We start from the raw sequence: 15,657 nt of genomic DNA on the forward strand, positions 1-15,657 counted from the left end.
GGTGCAGTTGAGCGCTCCTACGGGTCTCGGAGAGCCCACCTGCACTGATGCTCGCGCCACGAGGGGCGGTTCAACGCGAACGACGCGCGCCAAGGGGCTGGAGGCGGTGCAGCTCGCGGGCACGGTGCTCGCGGCCTTCCGCAAGGCGGCGTTCGAACAGCCGGCGCTCGACGGGGTCGCGACCGAGCTCGACCGGCCGGTCCGGGCGGTCGCCGGCGACGAGGACTTCGTGACCGCGCTGCTGGTGGAGTTCCGCCCCGACGGCACGGTCCGGTTCGTCAACTGCGGCCACCACCCGCCGCTGCTGCTCTCGCCCCACGGCGTCCCGCCCCGCTTCGTCGACACCGGCGAGCCGCAGCCGCCGCTGGGGCTGGGGGTGAGGGGCACCAGCACGTCGCTGCACTGGTCGCCGGAGCAGCGGATGCTGCTCTACACCGACGGGCTCGTCGAGGCGCGTGACCGGAGCGGCGGCTTCTTCCCGCTCACCCAGTGGGCTCCGGTGCTGGTGGAGCCGTCGCTCGACGGCGCGCTGCAGGAGCTCCTCGCCGGGCTCCGCGACTTCTCCGGCGCGGAGGTCTCCGACGACGTGGCGCTGCTCCTCGCCGAGAACGTCCGGCGCTGAGCCGGCCTCAGTCGGAGCCGTCCAGCCAGCCCCGCACCACACGTCCGTGCTCGTCGAGGAGCGGCGGCGCGGTGTGGCCCCGCCGGGTGGTCTCGACCCCGCCGTCGCCGAAGAACCGCAGCGGCGGTCCGGGGAGCTGGATCCGCCCGAGGGTCGCGTGGTCGACGTCGACCAGCAGCCCCTGGCTCAGCGCCTGGTCCCAGCCGTAGACCTCGTCCAGCGTCCGCACCTTCCCCGCCGGTACGCCGATCTCGGCGAGCCGGGCCAGCAACGGCTCGGCGTCCCAGGTGGCGAAGAGCTCCTCGACCACCGCGATCGTGCGGTGCCGGTCGGCCACCCGCTCGGCGTTGGTCGCGAGCCCCTCGGTCGCCGGGTCCATCCCGAACCCCTCGCAGAGCCGCTTCCACAGCCCCTCGCTGCCGACCGCGATCTGCACCGCGCCGTCGCGGCAGTGGAAGAGTCCGTACGGCGCGATCGACGGGTGGTGGTTCCCTTGCGCCCGCCCGACCTCGCCGGCGACGGTCCACCGCGTGCCCTGGAAGGCGTGCACCCCGACGACCGCGGCCAGCAGGGAGGTCCGCACGACCTGCCCGGTGCCCGTCGACTGCCGCTCGTGGAGCGCCGCGAGCACGCCGTACGCGCCGTACATCCCGGCCAGCAGGTCGGCGATCGGGACGCCGACGCGCTGCGGGTCGTCGGGGCCGGAGCCGGTCAGCGACATCAGCCCGGCCTCGCCCTGCGCGATCTGGTCGTAGCCGGCGCGGCCGCCCTCGGGCCCGTCGTGGCCGAAGCCGGTGATCGACAGCACCACCAGCCGCGGGTTGCGCTGCCGCAGCTCCTCGATGCCGAGCCCGAGCCTCTCGAGGACGCCGGTGCGGAAGTTCTCGACGAGGACGTCCGCCCGGTCGACGAGCCGCAGCAGCACGTCGCGGTCGCCGTCGTCCTTGAGGTCGAGCGCGACGGACTCCTTGTTGCGGTTCGTCGAGAGGAAGTACGTCGACTGCCGCGCCGTCTCGTCGCCGACGAACGGCGGTCCCCAGCCACGGGTGTCGTCGCCGTGGCCCGGTGCCTCGATCTTCACGACCCGCGCGCCGAGGTCGCCGAGCATCATCGTGGCGTGCGGCCCGGCGAGCGCCCGGGAGAGGTCGACGACCAGCACGCCGTCCAGCGGCCCGGTCACGAGCCCCACCCCGGCAGCACCAGCGCGGCCCAGACGAGCAGCGGTCCGACCAGGACGACGATGACCGAGTAGGTCAGGATCTGCTTGTAGTACACGGGTTCCTCGATGGTGTCGGGCTTGTTCGCCAGCATCAGCGCGCCGTTGGTGGAGAACGGGCTGACGTCGACGATCGTCGACGAGACCGCGAGGGCAGCGACGAACATCGCGGCGTTGATGCCGCCGTCCTCGATCAACGGCACGGCGATCGGGATGATCACCGGGAGCAGTGCGGTGGACGAGGCGAAGGCCGAGACCACGCCGCCGACGTAGCAGAGCACCAGGGCGCCGATCGCGACCGCGCCCAGCCCGGCCGCCCAGTTGCCGACGAACTCCGGGGACCCGGCGGTGGTGAGGATCGTGGCGTAGGTGCTCACCCCGGCCACCAGGAGCACGGTGGGCCAGGCGATCTGGCGCACGGCGTCCTTGTGCTCGTTGGCGCTCATCATCGCCAGCAGCACCGCGGCGGTGATCGAGACGAAGCCGATGTTCTTGTCGAACACCAGGGCGACGACCGCGACGCCCACGAAGGCAAGGAGCGTGAGCAGCTGGTCGCGTCGTACGCCGAGCGCCTGCGTGCCGCTCACCGCCGTCGCGCCCATGCCGCGGGCCGGCACGGTCTTTCCGCCGCGGTGCAGGTCCTCGGCGAGGTGGTCGTCCTCGTCGGGGTCGATGCGCATCGACATCAGCTTGCGGCCGCCGAGGAGCACGAAGAGGATCGCCGCCATCGCCGTGTTGACGAACAGGCTGGCGAGGAAGACCGCGATCTCGCTCGAGGGAAGCCCCGCGTCGGCCATCACGGAGTTGGTGATGGTGCCGTAGATGCTGATCGGCGAGAAACCGCCGGCCTGGGCGCCGTGCACGACGAACATGCCCATCATCAGCGGGTTGATCGCGTAGCGGCCGGCGAACCCGAGGGCGATCGGGCCGATGATCGCGCACGCCGCGGGGCTGACGGCGCCGATCGCGGTGAGCACCGCGGTCACCCCGAACATCACCCACGGGATCAGCGCCACCCGGCCGCCGACCGCCCGCACGGCCGTCCGGACGATGAGGTCGACGGTGCCGTTGTTCCTCGCGATCGCGAAGAGGTACGTCACCCCGATCAACGTCAGGATCAGGTCCCCGCTGACGCCGGCGAGGATCTCCTTCTCGTCCAGGTCCAGGGAGTACATGCCCACGAGCCACGCGGCGACGTACGCCAGCGCTCCCATGTTGATCGGCAGGACCGTGCCGACCACGAACAGGGCGACCAGTGCGAGGATCGCCACCCACTCCGGTCCCATGGGGACCACCTCCGGTAGGTCGAGTGACCGCGGTCACGTCGCTTGGATCAGTGGCCTAGCCTCTAGCCCTCTCGACCTGTTGTCAATAGGCTGTGGCCATGGGCGACAAGGGGATCGCCGCGTCGATGGCGCCGCTGGCCAGGACGCGGCTCTACGAGCAGGTGGCGGAGCAGATCTCGCGCTGGATCCAGGAGCACGGGCTGCGGCCCGGTGACCGGCTCCCGCCGGAGCGTGAGCTCGCCGCCCGGCTCGGCGTCAGCCGGGCGACGCTGAGCCAGGCCCTCGTCGCCCTCGAGGTGATCGGCGCCGTCGCCGTCCGCCACGGGGACGGGACGGTCGTCGCCGAACCGCCCGCCGCCGCCCGCATCGTCGAGGCGGTGCGCGCGCACGCCGGACGGCTGCCCGAGATCATCGAGACCAGGGACGCCCTCGAGACCAAGATCGCCGAGCTCGCTGCCCGGCGGCGCACCGAGGCCGACCTCGCCCGGATCGACGACGCGCTGCACGTGATGGAGGCCGACGTCGACGCCGGTGGTCGGGGCGTCGAGGGCGACGAGCTGTTCCACGCCGCGGTCACCGCTGCGGCGCACAGCCTGCTGCTCTCCCGGCTGATGGGCGAGATCGCCGACCTGATCCGGGAGACCCGCATCGAGTCGCTCTCCCAGCCGGACCGGCCGCGCTCGTCGCTGGCCGGCCACCGTGCCATCGCCGAGGCGATCCGCGCCGGCGACCCGGAGGCCGCCGCACGCGCCATGCACGCCCACGTCGAGATGGTCAGCGACGTGGCCGTCCTGCGGGCCCGGTGACGCCCCTCGAGCAGCTGGCGGTGCTCGCCGCGGGGCTGGGGTCGGGGATCCTCACCTCGACCGTCGGTGTCGCGTCCCTGCTCAGCTTCCCTGTGCTCGTCGCCGTCGGCCTGCCGCCCGTCGTCGCCAACGCGTCCAACACCGTCGGGCTCACTCCCGGGGCGCTCAGCGGCTCGTGGGGCTACCGCACCGAGCTCCGCGAGCACCCGCGGGTCACCGCCGCCGTGCTCGGCACCTGCGCGGTCGGCTCGGTCGCCGGGGCGGTGCTGCTGCTTGCCCTGCCGGCCGCGGTGTTCGAGGGCATCGTGCCCTGGCTGATCCTCGGCACCTGCCTGCTCGTCGGCGCGCAGCCGCGGCTGTCCGGGTGGCTGCGGACCCGGCGGGGCGAGGAGGTGCCGGAGCGGCTGCACATGTCCTCGCCCACGCTGGGGTTCGCCACCCTGACCGGCGTCTACGGCGGCTACTTCGGCGCCGGCTCCGGCGTGATGATGCTGGCCGTCCTCGGCCTCGGCACCGACCTGCCGTTCCGCGTCGCCAACGCGCTCAAGACGCTCGCCGTGCTGGCGGCGAACCTCGTCGCCACGGTGATCTTCCTGGTCGCCGCCGACCTCGAGTGGCGCGCGGTGGCGCTGCTCGCGGCCGGCTCGATCTGTGGCGGGTACGTCGGTGCCCGCATCGGTCGACGGCTGCCGGCGCCCTTGCTGCGCGCGGGGATCGTCGTCGCGGGGGTCAGCGCCGCCGTGCTGCTCTGGCGCTGACCGGTCGATCAGTCGCGTCAGGTCGCGGCAGGTCGCGTCAGGTCGCGTCAGGGCAGCCCGATGTCGGCCATGACGAGGTTGTGGTCCGAGGGGATCGGCCGCTTCATCCGCAGCGTCCTCGGGTGGAACTCGACCACGGTCTTCCACTTGTACACCGGCAGCCGGTTCGAGGCGAAGATGTAGTCCAGGTACGCCGCGCCGAGCTTCCGGTTGTCCTCGTGGCCGAACATGCTGACCTTCGGCCGGCCGCGGTTGTAGGAGCTGATCCACGCGTTGACGGTCTTCCGGGATCGCCGGTCCTTGATCCGGGCGACGCGGTAGCGCTGGTTGAGCACGTCGCCGAAGCCGTTCCGCCGCATGCGCGGCAGGAGCTTCTTCGTGATCGGGTTGTACTTCGAGGCGTTCATGTCGCCGGTCGCCACGATCGGGAGGTTGTTCTTCCCCTTGAGCACGTGGAGGTGGCGGATCATCTGCTTCCACTGCCGGATCTTGGCCTTCTGGTTGGACGAGGTGATGTGCGTGGTGGTGAACAGGAACCGCTTGCCGGTGCGCCGGACCTCCATCACCGCCCACACGAGGGAACGGTTGCCGGCGGTCTTGCGGTAGCGGATCGCTCCGCTCCGCACGACGCGGTAGCGCTCGGAGTCGTAGAGGATCCGCGTCGCCTTCGAGGCCCCGCGGTCACGGTGCACGCACCGCTTGCCGCTGAAGGCGTTCCGGCAATTGTGCGCGGCGCGGGAGGTGAGCCGGTAGGGGACACCGGCCTTGGCGAGCGCACGCCTGAGGTCGAGGTACTGGTTCCACCCGTGCTTCCAGATCCCGCCGGGCCCGTTGTTGGCCTCCTGGATGCCGAGCACGCCGATGCGGTGGCGGACCACCTGGCGCACGATCGCCGCACGCCGCTTCGGCCAGGTCTTGCGGGCCTTGCGGTCGAAGATGACGTTCTTGATGTTGAAGCTGCCCACCCGGATCACCGACCGGCGCCGTTCGGTGCGGGACTCCGCATCCCCCTCGGGGTCCGGCTCCGGCTGGGTCGTGGGCTCGTCAGCAGGCGTCGCGGACGGTGGCTGGGACGGCGTTGCCGTGGGCTCCGGCACGGGCACCGGGTCGGCAGACGCGGGCAGCTGGTGGGCCGGCGCGAGGAGGCCGATCAGGACGAGGGCGGACGTTCCGGCAGAAAGGCGAAGTCGGAGCACAGGTCCCCACCTTCCCGACACGAAGGAACTTTGTCCAGTTGACGAGAAAAAATGCGGGGAGCCCCCGACCACTTCGGTCGAGGGCTCCCCGCGTCGTGCTGCGGTGCGGTGACGGTCCGTCAGCGACGGGCGCCCACCGTCGGGCGGTCGCCCGGGATCGCGTCGGAGTACGGCGCCTCGCTCCGCCCGTACGTCGGGTGGACGGCCATGTAGACCAGGCCGAACCCGACCACGATGGCGGCCGAGATCCACACGATCCAGTTGTCGTACCACGGGACGTCGGGGGTCCGCGGCCACGCCATGTTGATCATCGCGATGACGCCGTAGGCCAGCGCTGCGATGTTCACCGGAAGCCCCCACTGGCCGAGGGTGTACTTGCCCGACGGCACCCAGCCCTTCAGGCGGGCGCGCAGCGCGGCGAGCACCACCATCTGGAAGCCCAGGTAGATGCCGAAGGCCGCGAAGCTGATGATCTTGACCAGCGCGTCCTCGCTCACCTTGGAGCCGATGACGATCACGGCCGGCACGATCGCCGCGACCAGCAGGGCGTACGGCGGGACGTGGCGCGCGGCCGAGAACTTCTTCAGCAGCGCCGAGCCGATGATCATGTCGTCGCGGCCGTAGGAGTAGGCGAGCCGGGAGGCCGCGGCCTGCAGGCTCATCGCGCAGGAGAGGAACGAGATCAGCACGACGGCGAGGACGATCTTCGAGCCGAAGCTGCCGAACGCGTCGGTCAGCACGGCGCCCACCGGGTCGGGGTTCTCGCCCGAGATCACCGCGCCGATGTCGGAGATCGACAGGATCAGCGAGAGGCAGACGAAGGTCGCGGCGGCACCACCGATGTAGATGGTGCGGCGCATCGCCTTCGGGATGATGCGGCCCGGGTCCGGGACCTCCTCGGCCACGTCGCCGCAGGCCTCGAAGCCGTAGTACTGGTAGACACCGAGCAGGGCGGCCGCCGCGAACGCGGGCAGGTAGCTGCCGTCCCCCTCGGTGCCGAAGGTGTCGAACAGGACGCCGAGCGACTGCTCGCGGTGGGAGACCAGGAGCCAGACGCCCACGACCAGGGCGCCGATGAGCTCGGCCGCGAAGCCGAACATCGCCACCGTGGCGAGCACCTTGGTGCCGAGCAGGTTGACGATCGTGGCGACGGCGAGGACACCGAGCGCACAGAGGATCGTGGTGTTCACCGTCGACTCGAACTCGAGCATCGTGGCCAGGTACGGACCGGCGCCGTAGGTCACCGAGGCGATCGTCGTCAGCAGCGCGACGAAGTAGACCCACCCGGTCATCCAGGCGTACTTGCGGCCCCACAGCCGTCGCGCCCACGGGTAGACGCCGCCGGCGACGGGGAACTGCGCGACGACCTCGCTGAAGACGAGCGCGACCAGCAGCTGGCCGAGCCCGACGATCACGAGGCTCCAGATCATCGGCGGGCCGCCGGCCATCAGCGAGACGGCGAAGAGGCTGTAGATGCCGACCACCGGCGACAGGTAGGTGAAGCCCAGCGAGAAGTTGGCCCACGGGCTCATCTCCCGCTTGAACTCCGACTGGTAGCCGAGGTTGGCGAGGTGGTGGGCATCGGCGTCGCGGTGGTGGAGGTAGTCGTCCTCCGCCTGCGAGCCGGCTGGTGTGGTGTCTGTCATCGTGACTCCCAGGTGTGCCAGGCGGTGCCTCCGCCGGCAGGGCTGAGCACTCCGGACGTGCGTGCTCGGCTGAGCGGGAAACCTACAAGCGTGGCGGATTTGCTGGCAAGGGGTCGATCGGGCAGTTTTCTCTGGGACGCTGGGCGCGGCATTGTTCAGCCCTGAGGTTCCCGAACGTGCCGTCGACGTGTGGAGGTGGGGGTCGTGTCCTTCGACCTGACCTCGTTGATCGCGCCGCTGGCGTCGGCCGGCAGGGCGGAGGAGGTGACCCTCCGGCTCACCGAGGCGATCCATCTCGGCATCCTCGGTGACGGTCAGCAGCTGCCCGCCGAGTCGGAGTTCGCCCAGCAGCTGGGGGTCTCTCCGATGACCCTGCGCGAGGCGATCGCCAATCTCCGGGACCAGGGACTGGTCGAGACCAGGCGGGGACGCAGCGGCGGCACCTTCGTGCGCCGCGCGCTCGAGCCGCCGACCGCCCCGGACCGGCGTCGGCTGCAGGGGATGACCGTCTCCTCGCTACGCGACCTCGCCGACGAGCTCGCGGCGGTCTCGGGTGCCGCCGCACGGCTCGCCGCCGACCGGTGCACCCCTTCCGACCTGCGGAGGATCTACTCGCTCGTCGAGCAGATGGCCGGCGCGACGACCCGTGGCAGCCGGATGAAGGCCGACAGCCGGTTCCACATCGAGGTGGCGATGAGCTCGCAGTCCGAGCGGCTGACGCGCCACGAAGTGCGGCTGCAGGGTGAGATCGCCGGGCTGCTGTGGCTCGGCTCGCTCCCGGAGGAGGAGGTCGGCGCGATGGCGCGCGAGCACCACGAGATCGCCACCGCGATCGCGGAGGAGAACGGCGAGCGCGCGCGGTTGATGGCCGAGCGCCACGTGCGGCGCAACCTGCGCCGGATCATCGCCTCGCACCTCGCGCTCGTCGACACCGGCGGTGCCGCATGAGCGCAGGGAAGCCTGCCGGCTTCGACACGGCCCTCGCAGGCATCGAGCGGCTCTTCGACGGCCACCTCGGCCGGCTCCGCCAGCTCGCCGCCCACGTCGCCGAGGCGGCCGGACGCGGTCCGCTCACCGAGCGACGCATCGAGCCGGTCCGTGACGAGCTCCTCCGGTGGCTCGACGAGGACGAGGTCGCCTGGGGGTACGGATTCGTCGCGGCGCCCGGGGTGGTCGACGGCAAGCCGAGGTACCTCTTCTGGTTCCAGCGGACCGGCCGCGAGTTCCGCCGGCTCCAGCTCAACTTCGACATCGACGACGTCAACGTCTACGACTACCTGCACATGGACTGGTACGCCGGCGCGGCGCAGAAGCGCGGCGAGGTGGTGCACGGTCCCTGGGTGGACTACACCGGCTCCGGCCAGTACGTCCTGACCGCGGCGGTCCCCGTCACGTACGGCGATCAGTTCCTCGGCATCGCCGGCGGTGACCTCCTCGTCAGCAGGCTCGAGCGGCGGCTGCTCCCGACGCTGAAGTCGGTGGCGGCCGAAGCCGTGCTGGTCAACGCGAACCGGCAGGTCGTGGTCTCCAACTCCCCGCGCTGGATCCCCGGCGACCGGCTCCGCACCCACCCGCTGGACAGCGACGTCTTCAGCACCGTCGCCCCGGTCGTCGAGGGCAGCGGCTGGGCGCTCGCGGTCCCCTCGGCCTGATCGACCGGGTGGATCGGTTCCGGTCAACCTGTTGACATCAAACCGCCAGGGTTAGAGGATTTCGCCCACTCGACGTTCCCGACAGAGAGCCGAGCCCTCTATGTCCACCGCCACGATCGACTCCGCGCCCTTCCTGGACGTGGCCGACCCGTCGTTCTCCATCACCTCCGACGTGGTCAAGCAGGCCCGCGAGCAGAGCTGGTACGCCCGCACGCCGTACGGACTCGCGATCCTCCGGTACGACGAGGTGAGCCGGCTGCTCAAGCACCCGAAGCTCCGGCAGGGGAGCCTCTCCTGGCCGGCGCACAACGGCGTGACCGAGGGGCCCTTCGCGGACTGGTTCGCGAGCTGGATCCTCAACAAGGAGGGCGAGGAGCACCACCGGCTGCGCCGGTTGATGAACCCCGCGTTCTCCAAGAAGCTGATCAGCGGCCTGGTGCCGCGGTTCCAGGCGCTCGCGTCCGAGCTGATCGACGGCTTCGCCGACCGCGGCCGCTGCGAGTTCGTCAGCGAGTTCGCCGAGCCCTACGCCGCGCGGGTCATCGCGATCATGCTCGGCCTCCCCGAGGAGGAGTGGCCGATCATCGCCCGCGAGTCGGCGACCATCGGGCTCGCGCTCGGCGTCACCATCAAGCAGGACCTGCCGAAGATCGAGGCGGCGCTCCAGCGGCTCTACGACTACGCCGACGGGCTCATCGAGGACCGCCGCGAGAACCCGCGCGAGGACTTCGTGACCGCGCTGGTCACGGCCCACCGCGACAAGGACTCGCTCTCCTTCCAGGAGCTCCGTGACGGCCTGGTGCTGCTGATCTTCGGCGGCTTCGACACCACGCGGAACCAGCTCGGCCTCGCGATGCGCACCTTCGTCGACCACCCCGACCAGTGGCGGCTGCTCGCCGCGCGACCCGAGCTCGGCGGCGCCGCCGTCGAAGAGGTCATGCGGGTCAACCCGACCGTGCGCTGGGTGACCCGAGAGGCCCTGGAGACCTTCGAGTACCAGGGGCTGACGATCGAGGGCGGCACCACCGTCCACCTGTTCAGCGAGTCCGCCGGCACCGACCCGCGGGTCTTCGGCGAGCCGTCGTTCGACCTCACCGCCGAGCGGATGCCGCACTTCGGCTTCGGCGGGGGCGCGCACCACTGCCTCGGCCACTTCGTCGCGCGCAGCGACATGAGCGAGGCCCTGCCCCTGCTCGCGGAGCGGATGCCGGGGCTGCGGCTCGACGGCGAGGGCACCTGGCTCCCCGACTCGGGCAACACGGGCCCGATCACGCTGCCGCTCGCCTTCGACCGCGACTGACCCGCACCCACCCACGAACCGCCTCACCGACAGCGAGGAACCCATGCAGATCACCGTCGACATGAAGCGCTGCCAGGACCACGGGCAGTGCGCCATCGCCGCTCCCGACGTCTTCCGGATCAACGACGAGGGCCGTCTCGAGTACGAGCCCACCGCCGACGAGTCGCTGCGCGACGAGGTCGAGGAGGCGGCGGACGTCTGCCCCGTCCAGGCCATCGCGCTGCTGGACGGGTGATCCCCGATGAGTGAGCCGGGCGCGCACGGTGCCGGCGTCGTCGTGGTCGGCGGGTCCCTCGCCGGGCTGCGCGCCGCCGAGCAGCTGCGGGCCGCCGGCCACGACGGGCCGCTCCGCGTGGTGGGCGAGGAGCCGCACCTGCCCTACAACCGGCCGCCACTCTCCAAGGAGGTGCTCGGCGACCCGGGCGACTCCGACCTCGAGCGGCTCCACGGGCTCGTGGCGTTCCGTCGCCGCGCGTCGGTCGCCGACGTCGACTTCGTCCTCGGCGCCCGCGTCGAGGGCTCCGACCTCGAGGCCCGCAAGCTGCGGCTGGCCGACGGCACCCACCTCGGCTACGACGGCCTCGTGGTCGCCACCGGGCTCCGGCCCCGGCGGCTCGACCTGCCCGGCCCGTCGCTGGGTCGCTACGTGATCCGCACGCTGGACGACGTCATCACGCTGCGGCTCCGACTGGCCGGCGCCACCGACCCCCGCGTCGTCGTCGTGGGCGGCGGCTTCATCGGCACCGAGACCGCCTGCACCCTGTTGAAGCTCGGCTGCGACGTGACCGTGGTCGAGCCGTTCGGCGCTCCGATGGAGCGGGTCCTCGGCGCTGACCTCGCGCTCGCCGTCCAGCGCCACCTCACCGCGCAGGGCGTCCGCTTCCTCACCGGGGTGGGCGTCAGCGGCTTCACCGGTGAGGCCCACGTCGCGGGCGTGACGCTCTCCGACGGCCGTGAGCTCCCGGCCGACCTGGTCGTCGAGGCGGTCGGCTCGGTGTGCAACACCGAGTGGCTCGAGGGCAACCCCGGCCTCGACCTCACCGACGGGGTCCTCTGCGACGACCGGCTCCGCGTCGTCGGCGCCTCCCGCACGGTAGCGGTCGGCGACATCGCCCGGTTCCCCAACGTGCTCGTCGACGACGTACCCCGTCGCGTCGAGCACTGGTCGATCCCCACCGACACCGCGAAGCGGGCGGCGCCGACCCTCGTCGCCCTGCTGCGCGGCGAGGAGCCCGACACCACGCCGTTCGTGCCGGTGCCGTCGTTCTGGAGCGACCAGCTCGACCTGCGCTTCCAGAGCTTCGGCTCGCCCGGCCTCGCCGACGAGGTCGAGCTCGCCGAGGGCGACCTCGACCGGCTCGCCGACGGCGTGCTCGCGCTCTACCACCGCACCGTCGCCGGGGAGCGCCGCCACGTCGGCACCGTCGCGGTCAACCTGCCTCCGAAACGGCAGCGCGAGCTCCGCGCCGCCTTCCTCCAGCCCGACCTCTCGAAAGGGACCCGATGACCACCGACCTCGACCAGCACCGGGAGCTCAACGCCGCTCCCGGCGCTCTCGACGCCGCTCGTGCCGCCATCGCTCAGCACGGCGTCAAGTACGTCTACTTCCAGGCGGTCACCGTCACCGGCCGTGTCGTCGGCAAGGTGGTGCCCGTGCAGCAGCTCGAGCGCCTCGCGGTGCGCGGCGTCCAGCAGCACCGCACCGCGGTGTCCAACCTCCAGGCGACCCGTGAGGGCCACCTGATGGGTGGTGGCGTCGAGGCCGCGGAGTACACCGCGGTCCCCGACCTCGACACGTTCGCGGTGCTCCCGTGGGACAGCAACGTCGCCCGGGTCTTCTGCCGGCTCTACGAGCCCGACCACGTCCCCGGCATCGGGGGCGCGGCGCTCGCCGTCGACTGCCGCGGGGTGTTCCGCCGGATGCACGAGCAGTTCAGCGCCCGCACCGGGCTCGAGCTGCGCACCGGCACCGAGCCGGAGATGACGTGGGAGGGCCCCGGACGCGAGGCGGTCTTCCGCCCCGAGTCGTCGCCGGCGTACCACATCGAGCACCTCGAGAAGAACCGCGACATCTACGACCGGGTGATCACCTACGCCCAGGCGCTCGGCTTCGAGATGGTCGAGGGCGACTACGAGGACTCGGGGCAGATCGAGCTGAACTGGATGTTCGACCGGGCGGAGATCACCGCCGACCGGCTCGTCACCTACCGCCAGATCTGCAAGCAGGTCGCCCGCGAGCTGGGCATCTCGGCGAGCTTCATGCCGAAGCCGGCGACCGGGATGATGGGCAACGGCTGCCACCACAACTGGAGCCTGTGGCGCGACGGGCAGAACATCCTCGTCGAGGAGGGCGTCACCGAGCTGCACCTCAGCGAGCAGGGCAAGCACGCGCTCGGCGGGCTGCTGAGCCACTCCGCCGGCGCGATGGCGGTCATGGGCCCGACGGTGAACTCCTACAAGCGCTACTGGGACGCCGGTCAGTTCGCGCCCTCGCAGATCAACTGGGGGCTGGACAACAAGACCTGCACCGTGCGGCTCTCCGCCAACGGCCGGCTCGAGTACAAGCTCCCGGACGCGAGCGTCAACCCGTACCTCTCCCACGCGGTGCTCCTGGCCGCGATCGACGACGGGCTCAAGAACGCCATCGACCCGGGAGCCCCGCAGGTCGGCTCGAGCTACGGCACCGAGGGTCAGGCGGCTTTCGACCCGCTGCCGCTGACCCTCGGCGAGGCGCTCGCGGCGTTCGACCGCGACAGCTACCTCAAGGAGTCGCTGGGCAGCGAGCTCTCGGACCTGTACCTCGAGTACAAGCGCGACGAGTGGGCGCGGTTCTGCGGGACCGTGACCGAGTGGGAGCGGGACACCTACTGGGACGACCTGCCGTGACGGTGGCCGGAGAGAGCGAGAAGGACGAGATGAGCAACCCCCTGCGGCTGGCCTGCATCGACGCCGACGCCCCGCCGTTGTTCCTGCCGATCGACGAAGCCGGCAACCGCGAGGGTTACGAGCCGGCGGTCGCCCGGCTCCTCGCCGAGGAGCTCGGCCGCCCGCTGGAGTGGGTGGTGGTGCCGTGGAACGACATGCTCCCGTCGGCGCAGCGCCACGAGGTCGACGGTGTCCTCTGCGGGCAGGGGATCATCCCGTCGCGCCTGGAGCAGGTCGACTTCACCCGCCCCTACGGCGTCTTCCACGAGGGCGTCCTGATCCGTCGCGGTGAGGGCGTCTCCGGGCCGGAGGACCTGGTGGGCAAACGCGTCGCCGCGATCGCCGCTTCCGCGAACATGACGCTCGCGGAGTCCTTCGAGGGCGCCGAGGTGGTGCCCTTCGGCGGTGAGTCCGACGACGTCTACGCCGAGATGCTCGAGGCGCTGCGGACCGGCGAGGTGGACGCGGTCGTCGACGACGACGTCGTCTTCGTGCCGCTCGGCGAGGCCGACCCGACCTTCGAGCTGGCGTTCACCGTGCAGACCGGCAACCGCTGGGGCATCGGCGTCGCCAAGGACCGGCCGGAGACGCTGGCCGAGCTCGACGGTGCGCTCGCACGGATCATCGAGGACGGCCGGCTCCGCAAGGCGTGGGAGGAGTGGCTGCCGACGCTCGACTACCCGTTCTGACGGGACGAGCGGCAACCACGGGAAGACGGAGAGGACGAGGAGACAAGTGCGCCCCCTGATCGGCGTGGTCGGCCGCAGGTCACAACGGCTCGACGTGCTGCGGTTCAGCGGCACGATCGCGGCGGAGGCGATCTGCGAGGCGGTGTGGGCCGGCGGAGGTGAACCGCTGGTGCTCCACGGCCCCGACGGCGACCCCACGGCTGAGCTCGGCAGCCGGCTCCAGCGGTTCGACGGCATCCTGCTGCCGGGAGGTGCCGACCTCGACCCGCGGAGGTACGGCGCCGCGCCGGTGCCGACCGACCAGCCCCCGGTGGAGCACCAGGACACCCTCGACCTCGCGGTCGCGAAGGTCGTCGTGGCCACCGGGATGCCGACGCTGGCCGTGTGCCGGGGGATGCAGGTCCTCAACGTCGCCCTCGGCGGGACGCTGGTCGTGGACCTGCCCGCCTCCGAGGTCGACCACCGATGCTCGGTGCACGACGTGGTCGTGGATCCCGGCTCCCGGCTCCACGATGTAGTCGGAGCGACAAGGATCCCGGTGTCGTCCTACCACCACCAGGCGCTCGACGCCGTCGCACCCGGGCTCGAGGTCGTCGCCCGGGCGGACGACGGGGTCGTCGAGGCGGTGCAGCACGCCACCGCCGACGTGCTCGGTGTGCAGTGGCACCCCGAGGACCTGGCGACCACCTCCGCCACCGACGCCGCCCTCTTCGTGGACCTCGCGGAGCGGGCCCGCCACCACCGGATGACCAGGGAAGGAGCCGCTGCATGAACGCCGACGCGCCCGTCGTACGACGCGACGAGGTGGAGGCCACCCCGCCGGGTGGCACGCCCGGCGGCACCAGCGTGGCGGTCCTGGTCTCGCTCAACTTCCCGGACCTCACCCCACCCGTCGCCGACCTCGTGCGCCGGTTCACCGGCTGCGCCCTGCAGACGCTGGCCGACCTGGGGGCGTCGTACGAGCTGTTCGACACCTCGAGCCCGCTCGCCGACCCGACCGCGGTGACCGCCCACGACCGGCTCCTGGTCCTCGGCGGCGGCGACGTGTCGGCGACCTGCTGGGGCGGCAGCGACGACGACGTCCCGAACTCCTACGGCGTCGACCGGCGCGCCGACGACGACAGCATCGCCGCGATCCGGGCCGCCGCCGACGCGGGCGTGCCGGTGCTCGCGATCTGCCGGGGGGCCCAGCTCCTCAACGTCACCTACGGCGGCACGATCGTCCCCGACATCACCGACTACGTGCTCCACCGCGGCGGCCCGGGCGAGGCGATGTTCCTCGACGAGAAGGTGTCGCTGACCCCGGGGACCCGGCTGCACGACCTCTTCGGCACGACGCGGCTCACCGTCCGCTCGGGCCACCACCAGGCGGTCGACAGGGTCGCCGAAGGGTTCCGGGTGGCCGCCGTCGCCGACGACGGGGTGGTCGAGGCCATCGAGCATCCCTCGAAGTGGCTCGTCGGCGTCCAGTGGCACCCTGAGGACGACGACGGACCGGAGGCGGACCGGCTCCGCCTCTTCGAGGCGTTCCTCTCGGGGGACCCCGGTCGCACCGACTGAC

General features: G+C 71.6%; 16 protein-coding genes. 12 read left to right on the plus strand and 4 right to left on the minus strand.

Annotated elements, in window-relative coordinates:
* Position 1: 1 nt before the first annotated feature.
* A complete protein-coding gene (locus tag FIP57_RS11165; RefSeq protein WP_275266164.1) occupies positions 2-622 on the plus strand; it encodes a PP2C family protein-serine/threonine phosphatase in 621 nt (206 codons plus the stop codon).
* 7 nt (positions 623-629) lie between these two features.
* Here the strand turns inward: FIP57_RS11165 and FIP57_RS11170 are convergent, their stop codons facing one another.
* Complete coding sequence (locus FIP57_RS11170; RefSeq protein WP_148573574.1) at positions 630-1,802, minus strand: CaiB/BaiF CoA transferase family protein; 1,173 nt, start codon at positions 1,800-1,802, stop codon at positions 630-632.
* Entirely contained in the window at positions 1,799-3,124 is a 1,326-nt protein-coding gene (locus FIP57_RS11175) for an SLC13 family permease (protein ID WP_148573575.1), read from the minus strand. The genes FIP57_RS11170 and FIP57_RS11175 overlap by 4 nt, the downstream gene beginning before the upstream one ends.
* A 98-nt stretch (positions 3,125-3,222) precedes the next feature.
* Here FIP57_RS11175 and FIP57_RS11180 point away from each other — a divergent pair, with 98 nt between their 5' ends.
* Positions 3,223-3,930: a FadR/GntR family transcriptional regulator gene (locus FIP57_RS11180; protein ID WP_238993403.1), complete on the plus strand. Its 708-nt coding sequence runs from the start codon at positions 3,223-3,225 to the stop codon at positions 3,928-3,930.
* Positions 3,927-4,688, plus strand: a complete 762-nt coding sequence (locus FIP57_RS11185) for a sulfite exporter TauE/SafE family protein (RefSeq protein WP_148573576.1) — start codon at positions 3,927-3,929, stop codon at positions 4,686-4,688. Before FIP57_RS11180 ends, FIP57_RS11185 begins: the two co-directional genes overlap by 4 nt.
* Positions 4,689-4,735: 47 nt before the next feature.
* On the opposite strand, the gene FIP57_RS11190 is transcribed toward FIP57_RS11185, so the two are convergent.
* The gene (locus FIP57_RS11190) at positions 4,736-5,884 is read right to left on the minus strand and encodes an endonuclease/exonuclease/phosphatase family protein (protein ID WP_148573577.1); all 1,149 of its coding nucleotides are present in this window, start codon (positions 5,882-5,884) and stop codon (positions 4,736-4,738) included.
* Between the two features lie 119 nt (positions 5,885-6,003).
* The gene (locus tag FIP57_RS11195; RefSeq protein WP_148573578.1) at positions 6,004-7,530 is read right to left on the minus strand and encodes an APC family permease; all 1,527 of its coding nucleotides are present in this window, start codon (positions 7,528-7,530) and stop codon (positions 6,004-6,006) included.
* A 204-nt stretch (positions 7,531-7,734) separates the two neighbouring features.
* Here FIP57_RS11195 and FIP57_RS11200 point away from each other — a divergent pair, with 204 nt between their 5' ends.
* From FIP57_RS11200 to FIP57_RS11240, 9 genes are all read left to right on the plus strand, one after another.
* The gene (locus FIP57_RS11200) at positions 7,735-8,478 is read left to right on the plus strand and encodes a FadR/GntR family transcriptional regulator (RefSeq protein ID WP_238993404.1); all 744 of its coding nucleotides are present in this window, start codon (positions 7,735-7,737) and stop codon (positions 8,476-8,478) included.
* The gene (locus FIP57_RS11205) at positions 8,475-9,182 is read left to right on the plus strand and encodes a cache domain-containing protein (RefSeq protein ID WP_148573579.1); all 708 of its coding nucleotides are present in this window, start codon (positions 8,475-8,477) and stop codon (positions 9,180-9,182) included. The genes FIP57_RS11200 and FIP57_RS11205 overlap by 4 nt, the downstream gene beginning before the upstream one ends.
* A 100-nt stretch (positions 9,183-9,282) precedes the next feature.
* Positions 9,283-10,482, plus strand: a complete 1,200-nt coding sequence (locus tag FIP57_RS11210; RefSeq protein WP_148573580.1) for a cytochrome P450 — start codon at positions 9,283-9,285, stop codon at positions 10,480-10,482.
* 43 nt (positions 10,483-10,525) lie between these two features.
* Positions 10,526-10,717 (plus strand): ferredoxin, encoded by a 192-nt coding sequence (locus FIP57_RS11215; protein ID WP_148573581.1) that lies wholly within the window; start codon positions 10,526-10,528, stop codon positions 10,715-10,717.
* 6 nt (positions 10,718-10,723) lie between these two features.
* Positions 10,724-11,989: an NAD(P)/FAD-dependent oxidoreductase gene (locus FIP57_RS11220; protein WP_148573582.1), complete on the plus strand. Its 1,266-nt coding sequence runs from the start codon at positions 10,724-10,726 to the stop codon at positions 11,987-11,989.
* Positions 11,986-13,368 carry a glutamine synthetase family protein gene (locus FIP57_RS11225; RefSeq protein WP_148573583.1) on the plus strand — a complete coding sequence of 461 codons (1,383 nt, stop codon included), beginning with the start codon at positions 11,986-11,988 and terminating at the stop codon, positions 13,366-13,368. The genes FIP57_RS11220 and FIP57_RS11225 overlap by 4 nt, the downstream gene beginning before the upstream one ends.
* A gap of 29 nt (positions 13,369-13,397) precedes the next feature.
* Positions 13,398-14,096, plus strand: coding sequence for an ABC transporter substrate-binding protein (locus FIP57_RS11230; protein ID WP_148573584.1), 699 nt, complete (start codon positions 13,398-13,400; stop codon positions 14,094-14,096).
* Between the two features lie 46 nt (positions 14,097-14,142).
* Positions 14,143-14,868, plus strand: coding sequence for a gamma-glutamyl-gamma-aminobutyrate hydrolase family protein (locus tag FIP57_RS11235; RefSeq protein WP_148573585.1), 726 nt, complete (start codon positions 14,143-14,145; stop codon positions 14,866-14,868).
* Complete coding sequence (locus FIP57_RS11240) at positions 14,865-15,656, plus strand: gamma-glutamyl-gamma-aminobutyrate hydrolase family protein (RefSeq protein ID WP_148573586.1); 792 nt, start codon at positions 14,865-14,867, stop codon at positions 15,654-15,656. The genes FIP57_RS11235 and FIP57_RS11240 overlap by 4 nt, the downstream gene beginning before the upstream one ends.
* Position 15,657 lies beyond the last annotated feature (1 nt).

Origin of the sequence: Nocardioides caldifontis, from assembly GCF_008087345.1 — a bacterium.
GTDB classification, from domain to species: Bacteria; Actinomycetota; Actinomycetes; order Propionibacteriales; family Nocardioidaceae; genus Marmoricola_A; species Marmoricola_A caldifontis.

Excerpts from the sequence above, each read along its gene's own strand:
- FIP57_RS11205 (WP_148573579.1), top strand. The coding sequence starts at position 8,475 with ATGAGCGCAGGGAAGCCTGCCGGCTTCGACACGGCCCTCGCAGGCATC.
- FIP57_RS11225 (WP_148573583.1), top strand. The coding sequence starts at position 11,986 with ATGACCACCGACCTCGACCAGCACCGGGAGCTCAACGCCGCTCCCGGC.
- FIP57_RS11180 (WP_238993403.1), top strand. The coding sequence starts at position 3,223 with ATGGGCGACAAGGGGATCGCCGCGTCGATGGCGCCGCTGGCCAGGACG.
- FIP57_RS11220 (WP_148573582.1), top strand. The coding sequence starts at position 10,724 with ATGAGTGAGCCGGGCGCGCACGGTGCCGGCGTCGTCGTGGTCGGCGGG.
- FIP57_RS11240 (WP_148573586.1), top strand. The coding sequence starts at position 14,865 with ATGAACGCCGACGCGCCCGTCGTACGACGCGACGAGGTGGAGGCCACC.
- FIP57_RS11175 (WP_148573575.1), bottom strand. The coding sequence starts at position 3,124 with ATGGGACCGGAGTGGGTGGCGATCCTCGCACTGGTCGCCCTGTTCGTG.
- FIP57_RS11210 (WP_148573580.1), top strand. The coding sequence starts at position 9,283 with ATGTCCACCGCCACGATCGACTCCGCGCCCTTCCTGGACGTGGCCGAC.
- FIP57_RS11230 (WP_148573584.1), top strand. The coding sequence starts at position 13,398 with ATGAGCAACCCCCTGCGGCTGGCCTGCATCGACGCCGACGCCCCGCCG.
- FIP57_RS11215 (WP_148573581.1), top strand. The coding sequence starts at position 10,526 with ATGCAGATCACCGTCGACATGAAGCGCTGCCAGGACCACGGGCAGTGC.
- FIP57_RS11195 (WP_148573578.1), bottom strand. The coding sequence starts at position 7,530 with ATGACAGACACCACACCAGCCGGCTCGCAGGCGGAGGACGACTACCTC.